The following is a 15,915-nucleotide window of genomic DNA, read 5'->3' as shown; positions in this document are numbered from 1 at the left end:
TTCCCCTGTTTTCCCAGTTCGTAGGGCGTGTCCGCCTGGGGATGAGTCGGGGATAACTCGAGGATGAATCGGCGACGGCTGTGGACAGTTTTCGTTGTCCACACCGCATACACAGCTCGTCCCCAGATTCCTCCCCAGATTCGGGCCGGTTGTGCACATTGTGTACGGATCGGTGGACAACCTGTGGATTCCTCGAGGAATCCTCGAGGAATCCACAGGTTGTCCCCAGGCCTCTGACCGGATCGCCCCAGCTCAGCGGATGTGGATGAATCAGCCTGTGGATACTGTGGATAAACAGCGTGTGGACAACTCGCTCCGAGACCGGCTCGTGGCCTGGGGACAAAGCGGTGGACAACCTGGGGAATCCACAGCTCCGGTTATCACAAAAGTCCAGCTCGAGGCGTTTCACCCTGTTAGCGACACACCTGTGGATGCTTCCGACACGCCGAGAGCGCATACCTGTGCGTTTCACACGCTTCTACGACGTGGTGGCCGGTCCGACGCGGCGGTGATGAGATACGGGGCTGCCCGGGGGACGGGGACGATTCCCGGGAAGACTCAGGCGACCCGCTCGGCGATCCCCGGATAGCTCAGGACGAGGCCGGATACGTCATAGACCAACCGGCACGAGAAGCCGAACTCCGGTGCGCTGTAGTCGTAGCACCGGTGTGCGTTTTCATCGGGTGCCCGCAGGTATGCCTGTTCGAGCCGTCCGACGGAAAGGCCGGCGGCACGAACATAGGCCGCGGGCACAACGGCCCGTCCGGCCACCGTTCGGCAGCTGACCTCGGCGCGGCGGTGGCTCCTGCCGCGTCCAGTGTGATGCCGTACTCGACGACCCAGGAGAGGCCGTCCTCGACCGCGGTGGTGCAGCCGTCGATCCGGTAGCCGCTGTCAGCGGGCCGGAAATAGGCCACTTCGAAACCCACCCGCGCGCCGCGATGGCACCAGGCCGCGCTATCCGGCAGTGCCGCGAACGGCATCACACCCCCTCACGATGCGGTCCGCGGCTTTGCGCAGCGGACCGCACGATCACCGGGAGCGCTGTTTGATCCGGGCGGTGAGTTCCTGGACCTGGTCGTACACCCGGCGGCGCTCCGACATCTCCTTGCGGACCTTCTTCTCCGCGTACATGACGGTCGTATGGTCGCGGCCGAATGCCTGTCCGATCTTGGGCAGCGACAGGTCGGTGAGCTCGCGGCACAGGTACATGGCGATCTGCCGGGCCTGGGCGAGCGGTCGCGCCTTACCCGGGCCCGTCAGCTCCTCCATGGAGGTATTGAAGTACTCGGCGGTGACACCCATGATCGTGGACGCGGTGATCTCCACATCCTGGGATTCCGGCATCAGGTCGCGCAGTACCACTTCGGCCACCGACTGGTCCAGGGGCTGGCCGTTCAGCGATGCGAAGGCCGTCACCCGGATCAGCGCGCCTTCCAGTTCGCGGATATTGCGTTCGACCCGGCTGGCGATGAGTTCCAGTACGTCGTGCGGGACGTCGAGGCGGTCCATACGCGCCTTCTTGCGCAGGATCGCGATCCGCGTTTCCAGTTCGGGGGGCTGTACGTCGGTGATCAAACCCCATTCGAACCGGGTGCGCAGGCGTTCTTCGAGGGTGGCCAGCTGCTTCGGCGGGCGGTCCGAGGAGACCACGATCTGCTTGTTCGCGTTGTGCAGGGTGTTGAAGGTATGGAAGAACTCCTCCTGGATACCTTCTTTGCCCTCGATGAACTGGATATCGTCGACGAGCAGGATGTCGGTCTCCCGGTAGCGGCGTTTGAAGGCCACCTTCCGGTCGTCGCGGAGGCTGTTGATGAAGTCGTTGGTGAATTCCTCGGTGGAGACGTACTTGACCCGCATCCCCGGGAACAGCCGCTGGGCGTAGTGACCGGCCGCGTGCAGCAGATGAGTTTTACCGAGCCCGGAAGCGCCCCAGACGAAGAGCGGGTTGTAGGCCCGTGCCGGAGCCTCCGCGATGGCAACCGCCGCGGCATGCGCGAACCGGTTGGACGCCCCGATGACGAAGGTTTCGAAGGTGTACTTGGCGTTCAGGCTCGCCGAGGATTTGGCGGTTTCACCGCTCTCCGGTGTTTTCGCGAAGAACGTGGGCCAGGAGTCCCGGACGTTCACTACTTTCTCGTCCTCGAGCTGACCGTCCGGTGCCGGATCCACCCCCGGGTCGCGCACGCTTTCGCGCAGGCTGTCACGGTCGGTATCGCGGATCGGATCCCGGTTCGGCGTATCGGCCGGAGGGAGGTCGGGGGCGAAAAGTGTTTCCTGGGCGGCGCGGGCGGGACGGCGCGGTGGGAGGAGCGGAGCCGGTTCGGGGCCCGGGTCCCGTGGTGCGGGGGCGCCGCGTTCGCGCCCATTGGTGACCGGGTCGCCGATATCGGCCCGGCTCGGGCCGTAACTGTCGGCGTAGTCGGATGGCGGGTATTCCCGTTCACGTTCGTAACCGGGGCCTCGCGCGTACTCGGCAGCGGGCACGTAATCCCGAGGATAGGGCCGCGGGTAGGTATCCAGGGGTGGCCCCTCGGCATCCCTGGCGATCCCGGTCTCGCGGACGAAATCGGCACTCTGCGGTAGTTCGGGCAGGGTCGGACGTCGTCCTGGATCGGCGGCCACCGACTCGGGGCCCCGCGGCAGGGCCGGGTTGAGCGGCAGCTCGCCGGTCAGCGGCAATTCGGCTTCGTGTGAGAACTCCGTGTGGGAAAACCGGGGCTCGACCGGAGCTTCCGGCACTCGCGGATAGCCGGCCTCGCGCGGATAACCACGTGCCGGATATTCGTCACCGTCGGATTCCCGGATACCGTCGGCGCGCCAGACCGATTCCGCCTGCACCGCCTGGGGGTAGGAGGCGGCCTGCGGCACCGGGCGTCCCGCGCCGAATCCTTCCGGCCGAGTGGTCGCCGGCTCCGGCCGGCTGGTCATCCGGGGGTTCCGGGCGGTTGCGTTCTCACCACCGGCGGGTAGCGGGGCCGCGATCCGGACCCCGAGGCCCTCCACCTGCGGTCCGAGCCGTCGGCCCAGCGACCGGAGGATGGGTTCGCGCAGATCGCGCTCGATTGCTTCCTGGGCGAGCGAGGAGGGTACGGAGAGCAGTGCGAAGCCCTGCACCACCATCAACGGTTTGACCAGCTTGAGCCAGGCCTGCTGAGCTCGGGTCACCGCGCCGATGGCGCCGTCGGGCGAACCGGTGGTCAACTCCGCGACCACCTCCGGCCATACTCTGGCCAGTACGTTCTGCTCGTCGTCCATCCAGTGTCCTCCCCGGGAGTCGGTTGCTCGGCGCAGACGTCCGGGGCTCGCGGTGCGTCTACTGTACTGGTTCGTCCCAGTGACACCGCATACGTCCGCCACCACCGGAGCCGACCCCATCCGATGGATACGGCACCCGGGGGACGCTGCCCGGAATCCCCGATTTCCCGGCCGCGGCGTGGCACGTAGGCCCTACGAATATGCCATTCACAGGGTATTTGCACACAATTATCCACAGATGTGGACAGTCTCCGCGGATCACCGTTCTGGTCGCGCGGTGGTCCGCGGAGCAACGTAACCGCCCGACCTGCGATCCTCGGGACGCGAACGGGAGTACGGTGATGATCGCCACCGCGTTTCCCGGCCGGGTGGCGTCCCGCACCGTTGTACCGGGGGCGAGTTTGACCCGGTAGAACTGGGTAAGTACCCTCGTACAGTCACCCCTCGGCGCGGTGACCGTTCTGTGCTGACCGTGTCCCAGGACCTCGGCGCCGAGCCGACATCATCAGATCACCGAAAGCTTCGGGTGCCGCCGGGTGCCCACCAATTCGAGGAGTGTTGACCGTGGCCAAGGGCAAGCGGACGTTCCAGCCGAACAACCGTCGTCGGGCGCGGGTCCACGGTTTCCGTCTCCGGATGCGGACCCGTGCGGGTCGCGCCATCGTCTCCGCGCGGCGCCGTAAGGGCCGCAACTCCCTCACCGCCTGATATCTCGTCGAATTCGGTGTCCGATGCCCGGCCCGCCGAACCCCGTGGCCCGCGCCTCCGGTAACCGAGCCGGATACGCGGCTCGGACGACTCCCGGGTGCCCGGATGCTTCCTGAGCCGTACCGGCTACACCGGCGTGCCGATTTCTCCCGGACGGTACGCCGTGGTCGGCGCACCGGAAAACGAGATCTGGTCGTGCACGCTTTGGTGGACCTCCCGGACGCCGCGGCGCGTGATGTCCCGGTGCGGCACGGCGGTCCGCGTTTCGGTTTGATCGTCAGCAAGGCGGTAGGCCCCGCAGTCGTTCGGCACCGCGTGGCCCGCCGCCTGCGTCATATCTGCGCTGGGTTGACCGGGGATCTCTCCCCCGAGGTGGATATCGTGATTCGCGCACTTCCCGGCGCCGCCACCGCCGACAGCGACGAGCTGCGCCGCCAACTGCACAGCGGCCTGCGTAAGCTCGGCATCCGGTCGGCCGCAGCGGCCGACCCTCGGAGCGTCTCGCAATGAACGCCCTCGTTTCGCGTGCCGCGGCAGTCCGGCGCTGGCCCGCGAATTCACTGATCTTCCTGATCGAGCTCTACCGGACCTACGTCTCTCCCACTCGGATGCCGGTCTGTCGGTTCACTCCGACCTGCAGCGAGTACGCGGTGACCGCCCTACGCACCCGCGGCCTGGTGGTCGGTTCCGGCCTGACCCTCGTGCGCTTGGCGAAATGTGCTCCCTGGCACCCTGGTGGATGGGATCCCGTGCCGGAGCGGCGGCCGAGCGTCGGCCACGACGATCCGCGGACCGAAGCTTGTAAGGGATCACCGCACGCGGTGATCGGTGACACTACCGACGGGAGTGCATAGAGCCGTGCTCGATTTCATCTACTATCCGGTGTCCTGGATCCTCTGGTTCTGGCACCGGGTCTTCGGCTTCGCCTTCGGAGCGGACAACGGTGTGTCCTGGGCGCTGTCCGTGGTGTTCCTCGTCTTCACGCTGCGTTTGGTGCTCTACCGGCCGTTTGTGAGACAGGTCCGCACCACCAAGCAGATGCAGGAGCTGCAGCCGCAGATCAAGGAGCTGCAGAAGAAGTACAAGAACGACCGCCAGAAGATGGCGCTGGAGATGCAGAAGCTCCAGAAGGACCACGGCTTCAACCCGCTCATGGGCTGCCTGCCGATCCTGGCTCAGGTGCCGGTCTTCCTCGGTCTGTTCCACGTGCTGCGGTCGTTCAACCGGACCGGTCACGGCTTCGGCCAGCTCGGCATGGATCCCTACACCAATGCGCATACGCCGAACTACGTCTTCAACGTCGACGATGTGCAGTCGTTCCTCAGCGCGCGTATCTTCGGCGCCCCGATATCGGCGTTCATCACCGCTCCCGCCGACGAGCTGCTCGCCTTCGCCGATTACGGTGGCGTCCCGAGCCGGGTCAGTATCGCCGTGGTCGCGATCCCGCTCATGATCATCGCCGCGGTTGCCACCCACTTCAACGCGCGTGCCTCCGTCTCCCGGCAGAGCCCGGAGGCGGCGGCCAACCCACAGGCCGCGCTGATGAACAAACTGGCGCTGTGGGTCTTCCCCTTCGGTGTGCTCATCGGTGGCCCGTTCCTGCCTATCGCCGTCCTGCTCTACTGGGTTTCCAACAACATCTGGACCTACGGGCAGCAGCATCTCGTTTTCGGTCGTATGGCCAAGGAAGAAGAAGCCAAGCGCCAGGCCAAACTGGAGAAGCAGGCGCAGAACGCGCCGAAGCCCGGTGCGAAGCCGGTCGACACCAAGAAGAAGCCGGCCCCTTCGCGCACCGAACCGGCTGCCGTCGAGGCAGGCGCCGATGATACGGCGGGCGCCAACGGCACGTCTCCGGCCAAGACGAACGGCAAGTCCGGCGGTAAACAGTCGGGCCAGCGGCGGTCGAGTGGTCAGAAACGGCCCGGCAACCGCGGGCGGGCCAACCAGAAGCGCCGCCGCTGAGACACCCCAGATCCCCATGTGATCGTGATCCCGGCCGCGGACCGGCTGGAGTCCCGACGAACGGATAAAGGAAATATATGACTCTCGAGACCGAAGGCGGCGACGCCACCGTATCCACGACCGTGGTGGAAGAAGCCTCTGACGACACGGTGACCGACGCCGAGGAAGCGCTCATCGAAGAGGGCGAGATCGCCGGTGACTATCTCGAACAGCTTCTGGATGTGCTCGACTTCGACGGCGATATCGATCTCGATGTGGAGGGCGACCGTGCGGTGGTCAGCATCGACGGCGGTAAGGATCTGACGAAGCTCGTCGGCCACAGCGGTGAGGTGCTCGACGCGCTGCAGGAACTCACCAGGCTGGCGGTACAGCAGGCGACGGGTGTTCGTAGCCGGCTCATGCTGGATGTGGCCGGCTGGCGCGCGAAGCGCCGGGCGGATCTGAGCGCTCTCGGCGCGGCCGCGGCTCAGCGTGTGCTGGACACCGGTGCACCCGAGCAGCTGGCTCCGATGACCCCCTTCGAGCGGAAGATCGTGCACGACGCGGTCGCGGCGATCGATGGGGTCGCCAGTGAGAGCGAAGGTGTGGAACCGAACCGCCGGGTGGTCGTCGTACCGGAGTGAGTGGCCGCCCACCGCGTGCGGTGGGCGGGTGGTCAGTGGTTGGATAGGGCCCGGGTCTCCTAGACCCCGGGCCCTTTCTTCATCCGGGCCGGGCGCGATCGGACTGCCGCGTTGGCTACGGCGAACCGCGAAGAGAAGACTTGGACGCTTATTTCCACGACCTCATAGAAGGGTGTTTCACGTGAAACCAGATCTCGGCGATTCGGGGGCGGCGGCGCCGGAGTCGCTGCCGCCGGCGGCAGCGGAGGTCGTTTTCGGTGAGCGCGTGAACTTGGCGCGTGATTACTGGACCGCACTGGCGACCGCGGGGGTGGAGCGTGGGCTCATCGGTCCGCGCGAAGTGCCGCGACTCTGGGAGCGGCACATCCTGAACTGCGCGGTCGTCGGTGAACTGATCGGCGAGGGTGCCTCGGTGGTCGATATCGGTAGCGGTGCGGGATTACCCGGCATCCCTCTCGCGCTCGCCCGCCCGGATCTCCGGATCGTTCTCGTCGAGCCGTTGCTGCGTCGAACGGTTTTCCTCAAGGAGTTCATCGATGCCGCCGGACTGGAGGTCACGGTGGTGCGCGGCCGGGCGGAGCAGCCGGGCGTGATCCAGGAAGCCGGCGGTGCGGATGTGGTGACCTCGCGGGCTGTCGCCCCGTTGGCGAGGCTCGCCGAATGGTCGGTTCCGCTCCTCCATGATCACGGTCATATGCTCGCTCTCAAGGGTGCGAGTGTGGCCGAGGAATTGGAGCGCGATCGCGCGGACGTCGAACTGGCGGGCGCCGGTAACTTTGCGGTGCTGGAATGCGGAGTCGATGTGATCGAAACTCCGACCGTGGTGCTCTCGGCCGAACGTTTACGCCGTTCGGAACGCGCACCGAAGAAGATGAAGAAACGCGTCGCGCGGGTGGGTCGCCGCGCCGTGCACAAATAGACGTGAGCACCCTGCGCGTGCACACGCGCAGGGTGTGAGTCGATGTTTCCCGTGAAACATCGACTCGCACCAAGGTGGTCGCCGATCATCCTCCCGGAAGCCCGGAAGCCCGGAAGCCCGGAAGCCCGGAAGCCCGGAAGCCCGGAAGCCCGGAAGCCCGGAAGCCCGGAAGCCCGGAAGCCCGGAAGCCCGGAAGCCCGGAAGCCCGGAAGCCCGGAAGCCCGGAAGCCCGAAAGCCGTTCGAGGTGAACGGTCGAGCGCCCTCCTGCGGCGCCGAGGTGAGCCGGCCGCGGACTTGCGAGATTCGATGACTCCAAGCGGCGCCCGCGGCGTCGAATCCTCGGTTGCCCGGCTTCGGCGACGTGCGGGGACCCGACGGGCGGCCCGGCCGAAGTGGGCGGCGGAGGTCCGGTCTGCGTGAAGCGAGCTGTGATGCGCCGGGCTGCGGGATTCCCTCGAGGTGATCAGTGGGCTGCGGGACGTGTCTCTCGGTGGTGAAGAATCACGCGAACCGGTCGTTCTCGGCCGATGCGATGTTTCACGGGAAACATCGACCCTCGATGTTTCCCGTGAAACATCGACTCTCCGTGCAACTGCAGTGCTGCGAGCAGGTCGCATTGTCGAGAAAATTCGGACAACTACGCGTGTCGCGGGCGCGTCACAGCGATTCGGCTTTCTTATCGCGCTCGCGACTGGCAAGCTAAGGAACGTCGAGCGTGAGCGTCGGTGCGCCGGGCGAATCCTGGTGTGGCAGCGGTGGAGCTCCGCTCGGTCGACTGGCGGCTGAGCGTCAGCGTCGGAGGAGGTAGCTTCGCGTGACCACGCATAGCGAAGCACCTGTCTGCCCGGACGCCGCGGTCCCGGTCGTGGATCATGATTCGATCCAGCACGGATTGTTTCGACGACACGACGCCGGCGTCTGTCGAGCCACGTGATCTTGCAGTTCTCTCGTTAGGAGCGGTCTATGTCGAGCGGTTCAGCGAATGTTTCACGGGAAACATCACGCGTACCGGGAATGCTGGATGGCAGCAATATCGGCCCGGAAGCATTCGGTAGCACGCCCTACGGGCATATCTCCCCTACCGAAACGCCGATCGCCGCCGAGGCGCACCGTGCGAGCCAGATTATGCATCCAGGAAGGGTGGCAGTGCCGAAACCTCGTGAGCAACGCATCATCACCGTGGCCAACCAGAAGGGTGGAGTCGGTAAGACCACCACTACGGTGAATCTGGCTGCGGCCCTGGCGCACCAGGGGATGAAGGTGCTCGTGATCGATTTGGATCCCCAGGGAAATGCCAGCACCGCGCTGGGCGTCGAACACCACTCCGGTGTTCCGTCGACCTACGAGCTGTTGATCGGCGAGATCAAGGTCCAGGACGCGATCCAGCAGAGCCCGCACAGCGATAACCTGCTCTGCATCCCGGCAACTATCGATCTCGCCGGAGCCGAGATCGAACTGGTTTCCATGGTGGCCCGGGAGGCTCGGCTCAAAGGCGCGATCCAAGACGCCAATATCGCCGGTTACAACATTGATTACGTCCTGATCGACTGTCCGCCCTCTCTCGGTCTGCTCACCATCAATGCGATGGTGGCAGCGCGCGAGGTGCTCATCCCCATCCAGTGTGAGTACTACGCCCTCGAGGGCGTGGGGCAGCTGATCCGGAATATCGGGCTGGTGCAATCGCATCTCAATCCGGAGTTGCACGTATCGACGGTGGTTCTCACCATGTACGACGGCCGTACCAAGCTGGCCGATCAGGTCGCCGAAGAGGTCCGCAGCCACTTCGGCGATGTCGTTCTGCGGTCGGTGATCCCCCGCAGCGTGAAAGTTTCCGAGGCACCCGGCTACGGGATGACGGTGCTGGATTACGATCCGGGTTCCCGCGGCGCCATGAGCTACTTGGACGCAGGGCGGGAACTCGCCGCTCGCGGTGCGGCACGTTACGCGACCGCGGCGGACGGCGCGGAGTGAATGGATCGGGTGTGAGCGTACGTGGTCGTAGATGCGGGCAAGGGAAAGGGTAGGCCGGTGAGTCAGGCGAAAAAGGGTGGACTAGGACGCGGTCTGGCGGCATTGATCCCGACGGGGCCGGCGCCTGTCGCGGCCGGTCTGGGGACCGATGCGGCCGATGCGGTGATCGGTCTGGATCCCGGCCCGCGGCCCGCGGCCCCGTACCTGCACCGCGTACCCGAACCCGAGGAAGTCGCGGCGGAGCTGACTCCGGCAGGTGATGCTGTCTATCGGGAGATCGCGCCGGACAAGATCGAGCCCAATCCGAAGCAGCCGCGTCAGTACTTCGACGACGAGGCGTTGTCCGAACTCGTCCATTCGATCCGCGAGTTCGGTTTGATGCAGCCGATCGTGGTCCGTGAACTGGAACCGGGTGGCGACCGCTATCAGCTCATCATGGGTGAGCGCCGCTGGCGAGCCTGTCAGGAAGCGGGGCTCGAGACCATACCGGCCATCGTCCGGGAGACCAATGATGATGCGCTGCTCCGGGATGCGCTCCTCGAGAATATTCACCGCGTACAGCTCAACCCGCTCGAAGAAGCGGCCGCCTATCAGCAGCTGCTGGAAGAATTCGGGGTGACCCAGGAGGAGCTTGCGGCTCGTCTCGGGCGTTCCCGGCCCGTGGTGACCAATATGATCCGGTTGCTCAAGCTGCCGATCCCGGTGCAGCGACGGGTGGCGGCCGGTGTGCTGTCCGCGGGGCACGCGCGGGCGCTGCTCGGTCTGGAAGGTGGGGCCGACGCTCAAGAAGTCCTGGCCGCGCGCATCGTCGCCGAGGGGCTTTCGGTGCGTTCGACAGAGGAAGCGGTCAAGCTTGCGAATCTCGAACAGGAGCCGGCCAAGCCACCGGTTCCCAAACGACCGTCGATCCAATCCCCCGGGTTACAGGATGTCGCCGATCGCTTGTCGTCATCTTTCGATACTCAGGTTTCGGTGAGTCTCGGAAAGCGAAAGGGCAAAATTGTAGTCGAGTTCGGGTCGGTGGATGATCTGGAACGGATCGTCGATTTGATGCTGCAGACCTCGCTCAACAATTGAAATTTCGCCTTGTCGACTGCGCAACCTTCTCCCTGGAGATGAAACGTCACCGTGACAGTAGTTCACCGATGGCTTTGCGTGGCGTCGGGCCTGGACCGAAGACCATGGTGACGCGAAATGAGGCGGATTCGCTTGATCGCATATTCTTGCTGGCAAGAAGAGCTCGATGCGGCGTGAGCGTAGACGAATCGGATAGCTGGAGGCTGAGCAGAGCGGTGTCGACCAGCGTCACAGGACTAACCCTGGAGGGCATCAGCCGACTACCGGCGCATGCCCGCCGCTGCGTTTTCTGGGAGATCGATCCCGCGGTGGCCGCGGACTCCTGTGAGTTCACCGATCCGGTGTTCGAGAAGGAAGCCTGGATTTCGACGGTCATGCTCGAATGGGGCTCATGCGGGCAGCTCGCCACCATCGAGGACAAAACCGTTGGATGCGCGTTGTACGCGCCTCCACGGGTGGTACCACGTGCCGGCCTCTTCCCCACTTCACCGGTGAGTCCCGATGCGGTGCTGCTCACCACCCTCGGCACCGAATATCCCGACATGGACGGCGATATCGCCTACCGGCTCGTGCAGGCCGTGGTCACCGATCTGGTCCGGCGCGGTGTCCGCGCGCTGGAGGCCTTCGGCATGCGAGGGGCCCCGGCGAGTATCGCCCTTTCCGATCGGCCGTCCGGCACCATGCGGTTGATGGAACGGATAGGCACACCCGAGCGGGGGCCGCGGCGCTCGAGTCTGGGTTGCAGCCCGGAGAACTGCATGATCGACGCCGACTTCCTGGAAGAAGTCGGATTCGAAGTGGTGGCACCGCATCATCGTTTTCCGCGGCTGCGGCTGGAACTCGACTCCGACCACGGCTGGAAAGAAGATGTCGAACATGCTCTCGATCAGCTGCTCGCCGCCGCGTCCCTGACCGTACCGACCCGGGTCCTCACCTTCTGAAGTGCGGGACCCGAGTCGCGCGGGCGAGGGAACGCGCTATCCGCTGTCGGCGGCGGCGAGTTCCTCGGCCAGCAGTTCGGCGAAAGTGTATGTCCCGGTGGGCTGATCGTCCTGGCCGAGTAGATACAGCCGTTTCACCGAGATGAGGATCGCCTCGGCGATCACATCGCGCATACGCGGATCGGCCAGGACCGAGGCGTCGTACTTGTTGGTGACGTACCCGATGTCCACCTGCACGGTCGGCATTTTGGTGAGGCGCAGCAGATCCCAGGTACGCGGATGGGTACGGCAGTCCTGCAGCGATGTCCGCGCGACCACTTCCCGCTGGATGAAGCCGGCCAGTACCTGGCCGATCATGGACACCGAACCATGCGAGTTGCCGAAATAGAATCCGGCGACCCCGTTGGCCATCGGGCTGGAATTGGATGCGCAGCGCAGCGAGATCATCAGATCCGCGTCGAAGGCATTGGAGGTCTCCGCCCGCTCGGCGTCGGTGGGATTGCTCCCCCACGGGCGGGACAGGAACGTTTCCATACCGGTGGCCGCCATCCGGCCCTCCAGCCGGCTGGCCAGATCCCAGAGGATCTCCGATTCGTATACTTCGCCGAATTCGGTCGGTACGGCGCGTCCCCGGTCGGGTCCGCCCAGGCCGGGGTCGATGACGATGCGTTTCCCGGTGAGCTGCGGTCCGGCCCGGTGCACGACCTCTTCCTCGGCGATCCGGTGCGGATTACCGCCGGTGACCCGGGCGCCGAGCAGTTCCAGGGAACGCAGGGTGTCCGGGCCACAGATACCGTCGGCGGACAATCCGATCTCGCGCTGGAACGAGGTCAGACCTTCGTGGGTGTGCGGGCCGAAGAAACCGTCCACCCGGTGCACATAGAAGCCGAGGTCTTGGAGACGGCGCTGGAGCGTGGCCACATCGTCGCCGTAGAGCGGGGCCGAGAGCTGGTAGATGAGCGTACGGGCGCCCAAACGGTACGACGCCTCTTTGAGCGCCCGGTAGGTGGCCGGACCGACCTCTCCGTCGACCAGCAGGCCGCGGTGCTGCTGGAAGGCGCGCACCGCGGAATCGAGCTGATAATCGAAAGTAGCTTCGGTATCTTTCCAGTACTCGCCCGCACCCTCGGTGTCCACACCGTTGTGCGCGTGTAGGAACCCCAGACTTGCCAGGGTGCTCCGAACCTCTGCTACGGCTGGACCGGTGTCGCCGTGACGAAGTCGGTGCATGCGTGAGGGCCCTTCCTTCCGTCAATCCCGGGTACCCACTCATGCGATGGCCTACACCCTCGCACGACGGAGCGTGGTCGATTCTGTCAGACCCGGACCGGAATTCGACAATCTTGGTCAGGGCATAGTACGGCGCGTCGTCGCGTGACGGCGGCTCGATGGCCTATTCGAGACGTCAGATAACGTCCTCGAGCTCTCGCAGGAGAGCGGCCTTACCCTTGGCTCCGACGATCTGTTTCACCGGCTTGCCGCCGGCAAACAGGATCATAGTCGGCACGCTCATCACCTGGTAATCGCGGGCGGTATCGGGATTGGCGTCGATATCCAGCTTGGCCACGGTGAGCTTCTCACCGTGAGATCCGGCGATTTCTTCCAGTACCGGGGCGACCATCTTGCACGGCCCGCACCAGGTGGCCCAGAAATCGACCAGGACCGGCTTCTCGCTCTGCAGTACCGCGTCTGCGAAGGAGGAATCGGTGACGGTGACCGTGTTGGTGGTCTTGGACATGGTTGTTCTCCTTGATCTCCGGGCTCGGCCTGCCGGGGTCAGTTCGCCGCCGGAACGGCGACCGGCTGGTCGGCATTCGGCAGCGTATTGCTGGTGATATCGCCTCTCTCGGCGAGCCAGCGTTCGGCGTCGATCGCGGCGCGGCAGCCGGTGCCGGCGGCGGTGACGGCCTGCATGTAGGTGTGGTCGACCAGGTCACCGGCGGCGAAAACGCCTTCGACGGTGGTCTGGGTACCAGGTTCACGCACCACGACATAACCTTCGGCGTCCAGTTCGACCTGGCCGCGTACGAGTTCGCTGCGCGGATCGTGGCCGATGGCCACGAACAGGCCGGTGGCGGCGAGTTCGGAGGTCTCCCCCGTCCGGGTATCGCGCAGGGTCAAGGAGGTGACGGAGTTCTCGCCGTGCACCTCGACGACCTCGGCGTTGGTGTGGAACCGGATCTTCTCGTTGGCCTTGGCGCGTTCGAGCATGATCCGCGAGGCACGGAACTCGTCACGGCGGTGCACCACGGTGACGCTCGCCGCGAACTTGGTGAGGAAGATCGCTTCCTCCATGGCCGAATCGCCACCGCCGACCACCACGATGTCCTGGCCCTTGAAGAAGAAGCCGTCGCAGGTGGCGCAGGCGCTCACCCCGCGGCCGAGCAGAGCCTGCTCGCCGGGAACGTTCAAGTATCGGGCGGCCGATCCCATGGCGAGGATCACGGCGTGCGCTTCGTAGACATCCTCGCCCACGGTGACCTTCTTCACCGGTGCGCTCAGATCGATCGCGTCCACGTCCTCGGTCCGGATATCGGCGCCGAATCGTTTGGCCTGTTCGCGCATCTGTTCCATGAGGTCGGGCCCCATGATGCCGTCACGGAAACCCGGGAAGTTCTCCACTTCGGTGGTCGTCATCAGCGCACCCCCGAATTGGGTGCCCTCGAACACCAAGGGCTGGAGCTCGGCACGGGCGGCGTACACGGCGGCGGTGTAGCCGGCCGGTCCGGAGCCGACGATGATCAGGTCACGAACTGGCGTGCTCATGGGGCCCTTCCGGAATGCTTGCGGGACGTTTCGGTCAACAACAGGGTAGACGTGCTTTGTTCCCGCTCGTGCCGCCACCGCGCTAGCCGATATCGGTGGTGGCCAGTACCTCCGGTCTGCCCGGCGCGCAGCCGGCGCCCACCACCAGCGCGGTGATCTGGGCACCGTTACGTCCGCCGACCAGGATGAGCACAGCGTCGTCGCCGCGGAATCGCATATCGGCGGACCCGAGTACGGGGCGGTCGATCCCGGCGGCCCGTACACAGGCGGTGAGCGCGGCCGGGTCGGCGAGACGGCCGCGTACATCGTTGCGGCCGAGCGCGCGCAGCGCCACCGCGGAATCGAGTTCGGCGCCCGGTTCGGCGCTCTCGGTGAGGGGCGGGGCGGCGGTGGGCGCGGTCTGCACCTCGTTCGATTCGCTGACGAAGAGCGCGGCACCGGCCGCGATCATCAACGCCGCCGCCGCGGTGAGGCCGGCGGCTGTCCGTTTACGCCGGCGGTACGTGTCCAGCGATACCGGTGGTGGTGTGCCGGTGGCCTCCCCGGACGCGGTTTCGCCCGATAGGCTCCGCTGCTGCGCGGGCGCGCCGAGTGATTCGGCGAACGCGTCGAGCCGGGCGGCGATATCGCCGGGTATGGGGCGGGTCGTATGCTCCGCGGTCGCCAGACCGGCCAGAGACGAGCGCAATTCGTCCAGCGAGTCCAGGTAACGCCGCGCTTCCGGATCCCGCTGTACCGCGGGCCACAGCTGTGTGCTCGTCGTGGGGTCGATATTTCCGGCGTGCAGATCCGCGAGCAGTTCCGGGGGGAAAGGAGGTTGCGGGACGGGGCTCATGACCTTCGCACCTCCAATGCTGCGTCCATCTGATTCGGGTACCGATTCCTGCGGCCGGGTGGTTTCTCTCCGCCTTCTCGGATATATAGGCTTCGAGAAGGAAAATGTGTCATTGGATACTGACGCGGGACAGCTACATCTGGTTCCCCTCCGTGTACACGGAGTCCAGTTCGGCTTTCAAACGCTGGCGGGCGCGTGCGCAACGGCTCTTGACGGTACCTACCGGAACGCCGAGCATTTCCGCTGCGTCGGCAACGCTGTACCCCTCCACATCCACGGCGACCACCGCCGCCCGCTGTTCCGGTGGGAGCACGAACAAGGCGCGTTCGAGCACGATCGAAATATCGATGCGGCTGTATTCGTCGGAGTTGTCCGATATCTCGGGCCACACCTCCGGCGGCAGGGTGACGGCTCGCTGGGCCCGGTTGCGCCGGATCCTGTCCAGGCAGGCGTTCACCACTATGCGGTGCAGCCAGGTGCGCACCCCGGATTCGGCGCGGAAGGAGCCTGCGTTGCGATGTGCGGACAGCAGCGCGTCCTGGAGGGCATCCGCGGCGTCTTCCTGGGTGTAGGAGACCCGTACCGCGGTCTGCCAGAGGTGGTTGTTGTGTCGGCGGACGAGTGCGGCGAAGGCGTGTGGAACGCCGCTGGCGTGGGCCCGCAGCAGTTCTGTATCGCTGATCGAATCGAATTCGGATGGTTTCGTCATCGCAGCGCCGGTCGGCGCTGCCCCGCCGTGGACCCCCGCATTCGATTCGAACGACAATAGCCAACCCCTTGGACAGCGCTCCACAACCGCAGCGACTATCGGTAGCGGTTACCGATGATCACCGCGAATCGGCAGCGTTCGAGAT

The 15,915-nt window shown here is 65.5% G+C and carries 16 protein-coding genes; 9 read left to right on the top strand and 7 right to left on the bottom strand.

Annotated elements, in window-relative coordinates:
- Positions 1-558 precede the first annotated feature (558 nt).
- Together ACYR7D_RS06330 and dnaA are read right to left on the bottom strand one after the other, a co-directional pair.
- Positions 559-771, bottom strand: a complete 213-nt coding sequence (locus ACYR7D_RS06330) for a putative glycolipid-binding domain-containing protein (protein ID WP_459548687.1) — start codon at positions 769-771, stop codon at positions 559-561.
- A gap of 261 nt (positions 772-1,032) precedes the next feature.
- Positions 1,033-3,258, bottom strand: a complete 2,226-nt coding sequence (gene dnaA / locus ACYR7D_RS06325) for a chromosomal replication initiator protein DnaA (protein WP_459548686.1) — start codon at positions 3,256-3,258, stop codon at positions 1,033-1,035.
- 564 nt (positions 3,259-3,822) lie between these two features.
- Between dnaA and rpmH the strand changes: the two genes are divergently transcribed.
- From rpmH to ACYR7D_RS06280, 9 genes are all read left to right on the top strand, one after another.
- The gene (rpmH, locus tag ACYR7D_RS06320) at positions 3,823-3,966 is read left to right on the top strand and encodes a 50S ribosomal protein L34 (RefSeq protein WP_459548685.1); all 144 of its coding nucleotides are present in this window, start codon (positions 3,823-3,825) and stop codon (positions 3,964-3,966) included.
- Positions 3,967-4,071: 105 nt separating this feature from the next.
- Positions 4,072-4,476, top strand: a complete 405-nt coding sequence (gene rnpA / locus ACYR7D_RS06315) for a ribonuclease P protein component (protein WP_459548684.1) — start codon at positions 4,072-4,074, stop codon at positions 4,474-4,476.
- Complete coding sequence (yidD, locus tag ACYR7D_RS06310; RefSeq protein WP_459548683.1) at positions 4,473-4,820, top strand: membrane protein insertion efficiency factor YidD; 348 nt, start codon at positions 4,473-4,475, stop codon at positions 4,818-4,820. Before rnpA ends, yidD begins: the two co-directional genes overlap by 4 nt.
- Positions 4,821-4,824: 4 nt before the next feature.
- Positions 4,825-5,928, top strand: a complete 1,104-nt coding sequence (gene yidC / locus ACYR7D_RS06305; protein ID WP_459548682.1) for a membrane protein insertase YidC — start codon at positions 4,825-4,827, stop codon at positions 5,926-5,928.
- A 77-nt stretch (positions 5,929-6,005) separates the two neighbouring features.
- On the top strand, positions 6,006-6,551 hold the full coding sequence (locus tag ACYR7D_RS06300) for a Jag family protein (RefSeq protein WP_459548681.1): 546 nt from the start codon (positions 6,006-6,008) through the stop codon (positions 6,549-6,551).
- 172 nt (positions 6,552-6,723) lie between these two features.
- A complete protein-coding gene (rsmG, locus tag ACYR7D_RS06295; protein ID WP_459548680.1) occupies positions 6,724-7,470 on the top strand; it encodes a 16S rRNA (guanine(527)-N(7))-methyltransferase RsmG in 747 nt (248 codons plus the stop codon).
- 1,015 nt (positions 7,471-8,485) lie between these two features.
- Complete coding sequence (locus tag ACYR7D_RS06290; protein ID WP_459550049.1) at positions 8,486-9,442, top strand: ParA family protein; 957 nt, start codon at positions 8,486-8,488, stop codon at positions 9,440-9,442.
- A 57-nt stretch (positions 9,443-9,499) separates the two neighbouring features.
- Positions 9,500-10,519 carry a ParB/RepB/Spo0J family partition protein gene (locus ACYR7D_RS06285; protein WP_459548679.1) on the top strand — a complete coding sequence of 340 codons (1,020 nt, stop codon included), beginning with the start codon at positions 9,500-9,502 and terminating at the stop codon, positions 10,517-10,519.
- A gap of 215 nt (positions 10,520-10,734) precedes the next feature.
- Entirely contained in the window at positions 10,735-11,460 is a 726-nt protein-coding gene (locus tag ACYR7D_RS06280; RefSeq protein ID WP_459548678.1) for a GNAT family N-acetyltransferase, read from the top strand.
- A gap of 36 nt (positions 11,461-11,496) precedes the next feature.
- Here ACYR7D_RS06280 and ACYR7D_RS06275 read toward each other — a convergent pair whose 3' ends face one another.
- The 5 genes from ACYR7D_RS06275 to sigM form a co-directional block, all read right to left on the bottom strand.
- The gene (locus ACYR7D_RS06275) at positions 11,497-12,690 is read right to left on the bottom strand and encodes an N-acetylmuramoyl-L-alanine amidase (protein WP_459548677.1); all 1,194 of its coding nucleotides are present in this window, start codon (positions 12,688-12,690) and stop codon (positions 11,497-11,499) included.
- A 175-nt stretch (positions 12,691-12,865) separates the two neighbouring features.
- Positions 12,866-13,240 carry a thioredoxin gene (trxA, locus tag ACYR7D_RS06270; protein ID WP_459550048.1) on the bottom strand — a complete coding sequence of 125 codons (375 nt, stop codon included), beginning with the start codon at positions 13,238-13,240 and terminating at the stop codon, positions 12,866-12,868.
- Entirely contained in the window at positions 13,237-14,226 is a 990-nt protein-coding gene (gene trxB, locus ACYR7D_RS06265) for a thioredoxin-disulfide reductase (protein ID WP_459548676.1), read from the bottom strand. The genes trxA and trxB overlap by 4 nt, the downstream gene beginning before the upstream one ends.
- 82 nt (positions 14,227-14,308) lie before the next feature.
- Positions 14,309-15,061, bottom strand: a complete 753-nt coding sequence (locus ACYR7D_RS06260; protein ID WP_459548675.1) for a hypothetical protein — start codon at positions 15,059-15,061, stop codon at positions 14,309-14,311.
- 133 nt (positions 15,062-15,194) lie between these two features.
- Complete coding sequence (sigM, locus tag ACYR7D_RS06255; protein WP_459548674.1) at positions 15,195-15,770, bottom strand: RNA polymerase sigma factor SigM; 576 nt, start codon at positions 15,768-15,770, stop codon at positions 15,195-15,197.
- Positions 15,771-15,915: the final 145 nt, after the last annotated feature.

The organism is Nocardia sp. X0981 (assembly GCF_977089955.1).
Note: the sequence above shows the minus strand (reverse complement) of the source record. Positions and strands in the feature narration are given on the sequence as shown.

Coding starts and splice junctions, on each gene's coding strand:
- dnaA (WP_459548686.1), bottom strand. CDS start 3,258: ATGGACGACGAGCAGAACGTACTGGCCAGAGTATGGCCGGAGGTGGTC.
- rnpA (WP_459548684.1), top strand. CDS start 4,072: ATGCTTCCTGAGCCGTACCGGCTACACCGGCGTGCCGATTTCTCCCGG.
- yidD (WP_459548683.1), top strand. CDS start 4,473: ATGAACGCCCTCGTTTCGCGTGCCGCGGCAGTCCGGCGCTGGCCCGCG.
- ACYR7D_RS06300 (WP_459548681.1), top strand. CDS start 6,006: ATGACTCTCGAGACCGAAGGCGGCGACGCCACCGTATCCACGACCGTG.
- ACYR7D_RS06290 (WP_459550049.1), top strand. CDS start 8,486: ATGCTGGATGGCAGCAATATCGGCCCGGAAGCATTCGGTAGCACGCCC.
- ACYR7D_RS06275 (WP_459548677.1), bottom strand. CDS start 12,690: ATGCACCGACTTCGTCACGGCGACACCGGTCCAGCCGTAGCAGAGGTT.
- trxB (WP_459548676.1), bottom strand. CDS start 14,226: ATGAGCACGCCAGTTCGTGACCTGATCATCGTCGGCTCCGGACCGGCC.
- ACYR7D_RS06260 (WP_459548675.1), bottom strand. CDS start 15,061: ATGAGCCCCGTCCCGCAACCTCCTTTCCCCCCGGAACTGCTCGCGGAT.
- sigM (WP_459548674.1), bottom strand. CDS start 15,770: ATGACGAAACCATCCGAATTCGATTCGATCAGCGATACAGAACTGCTG.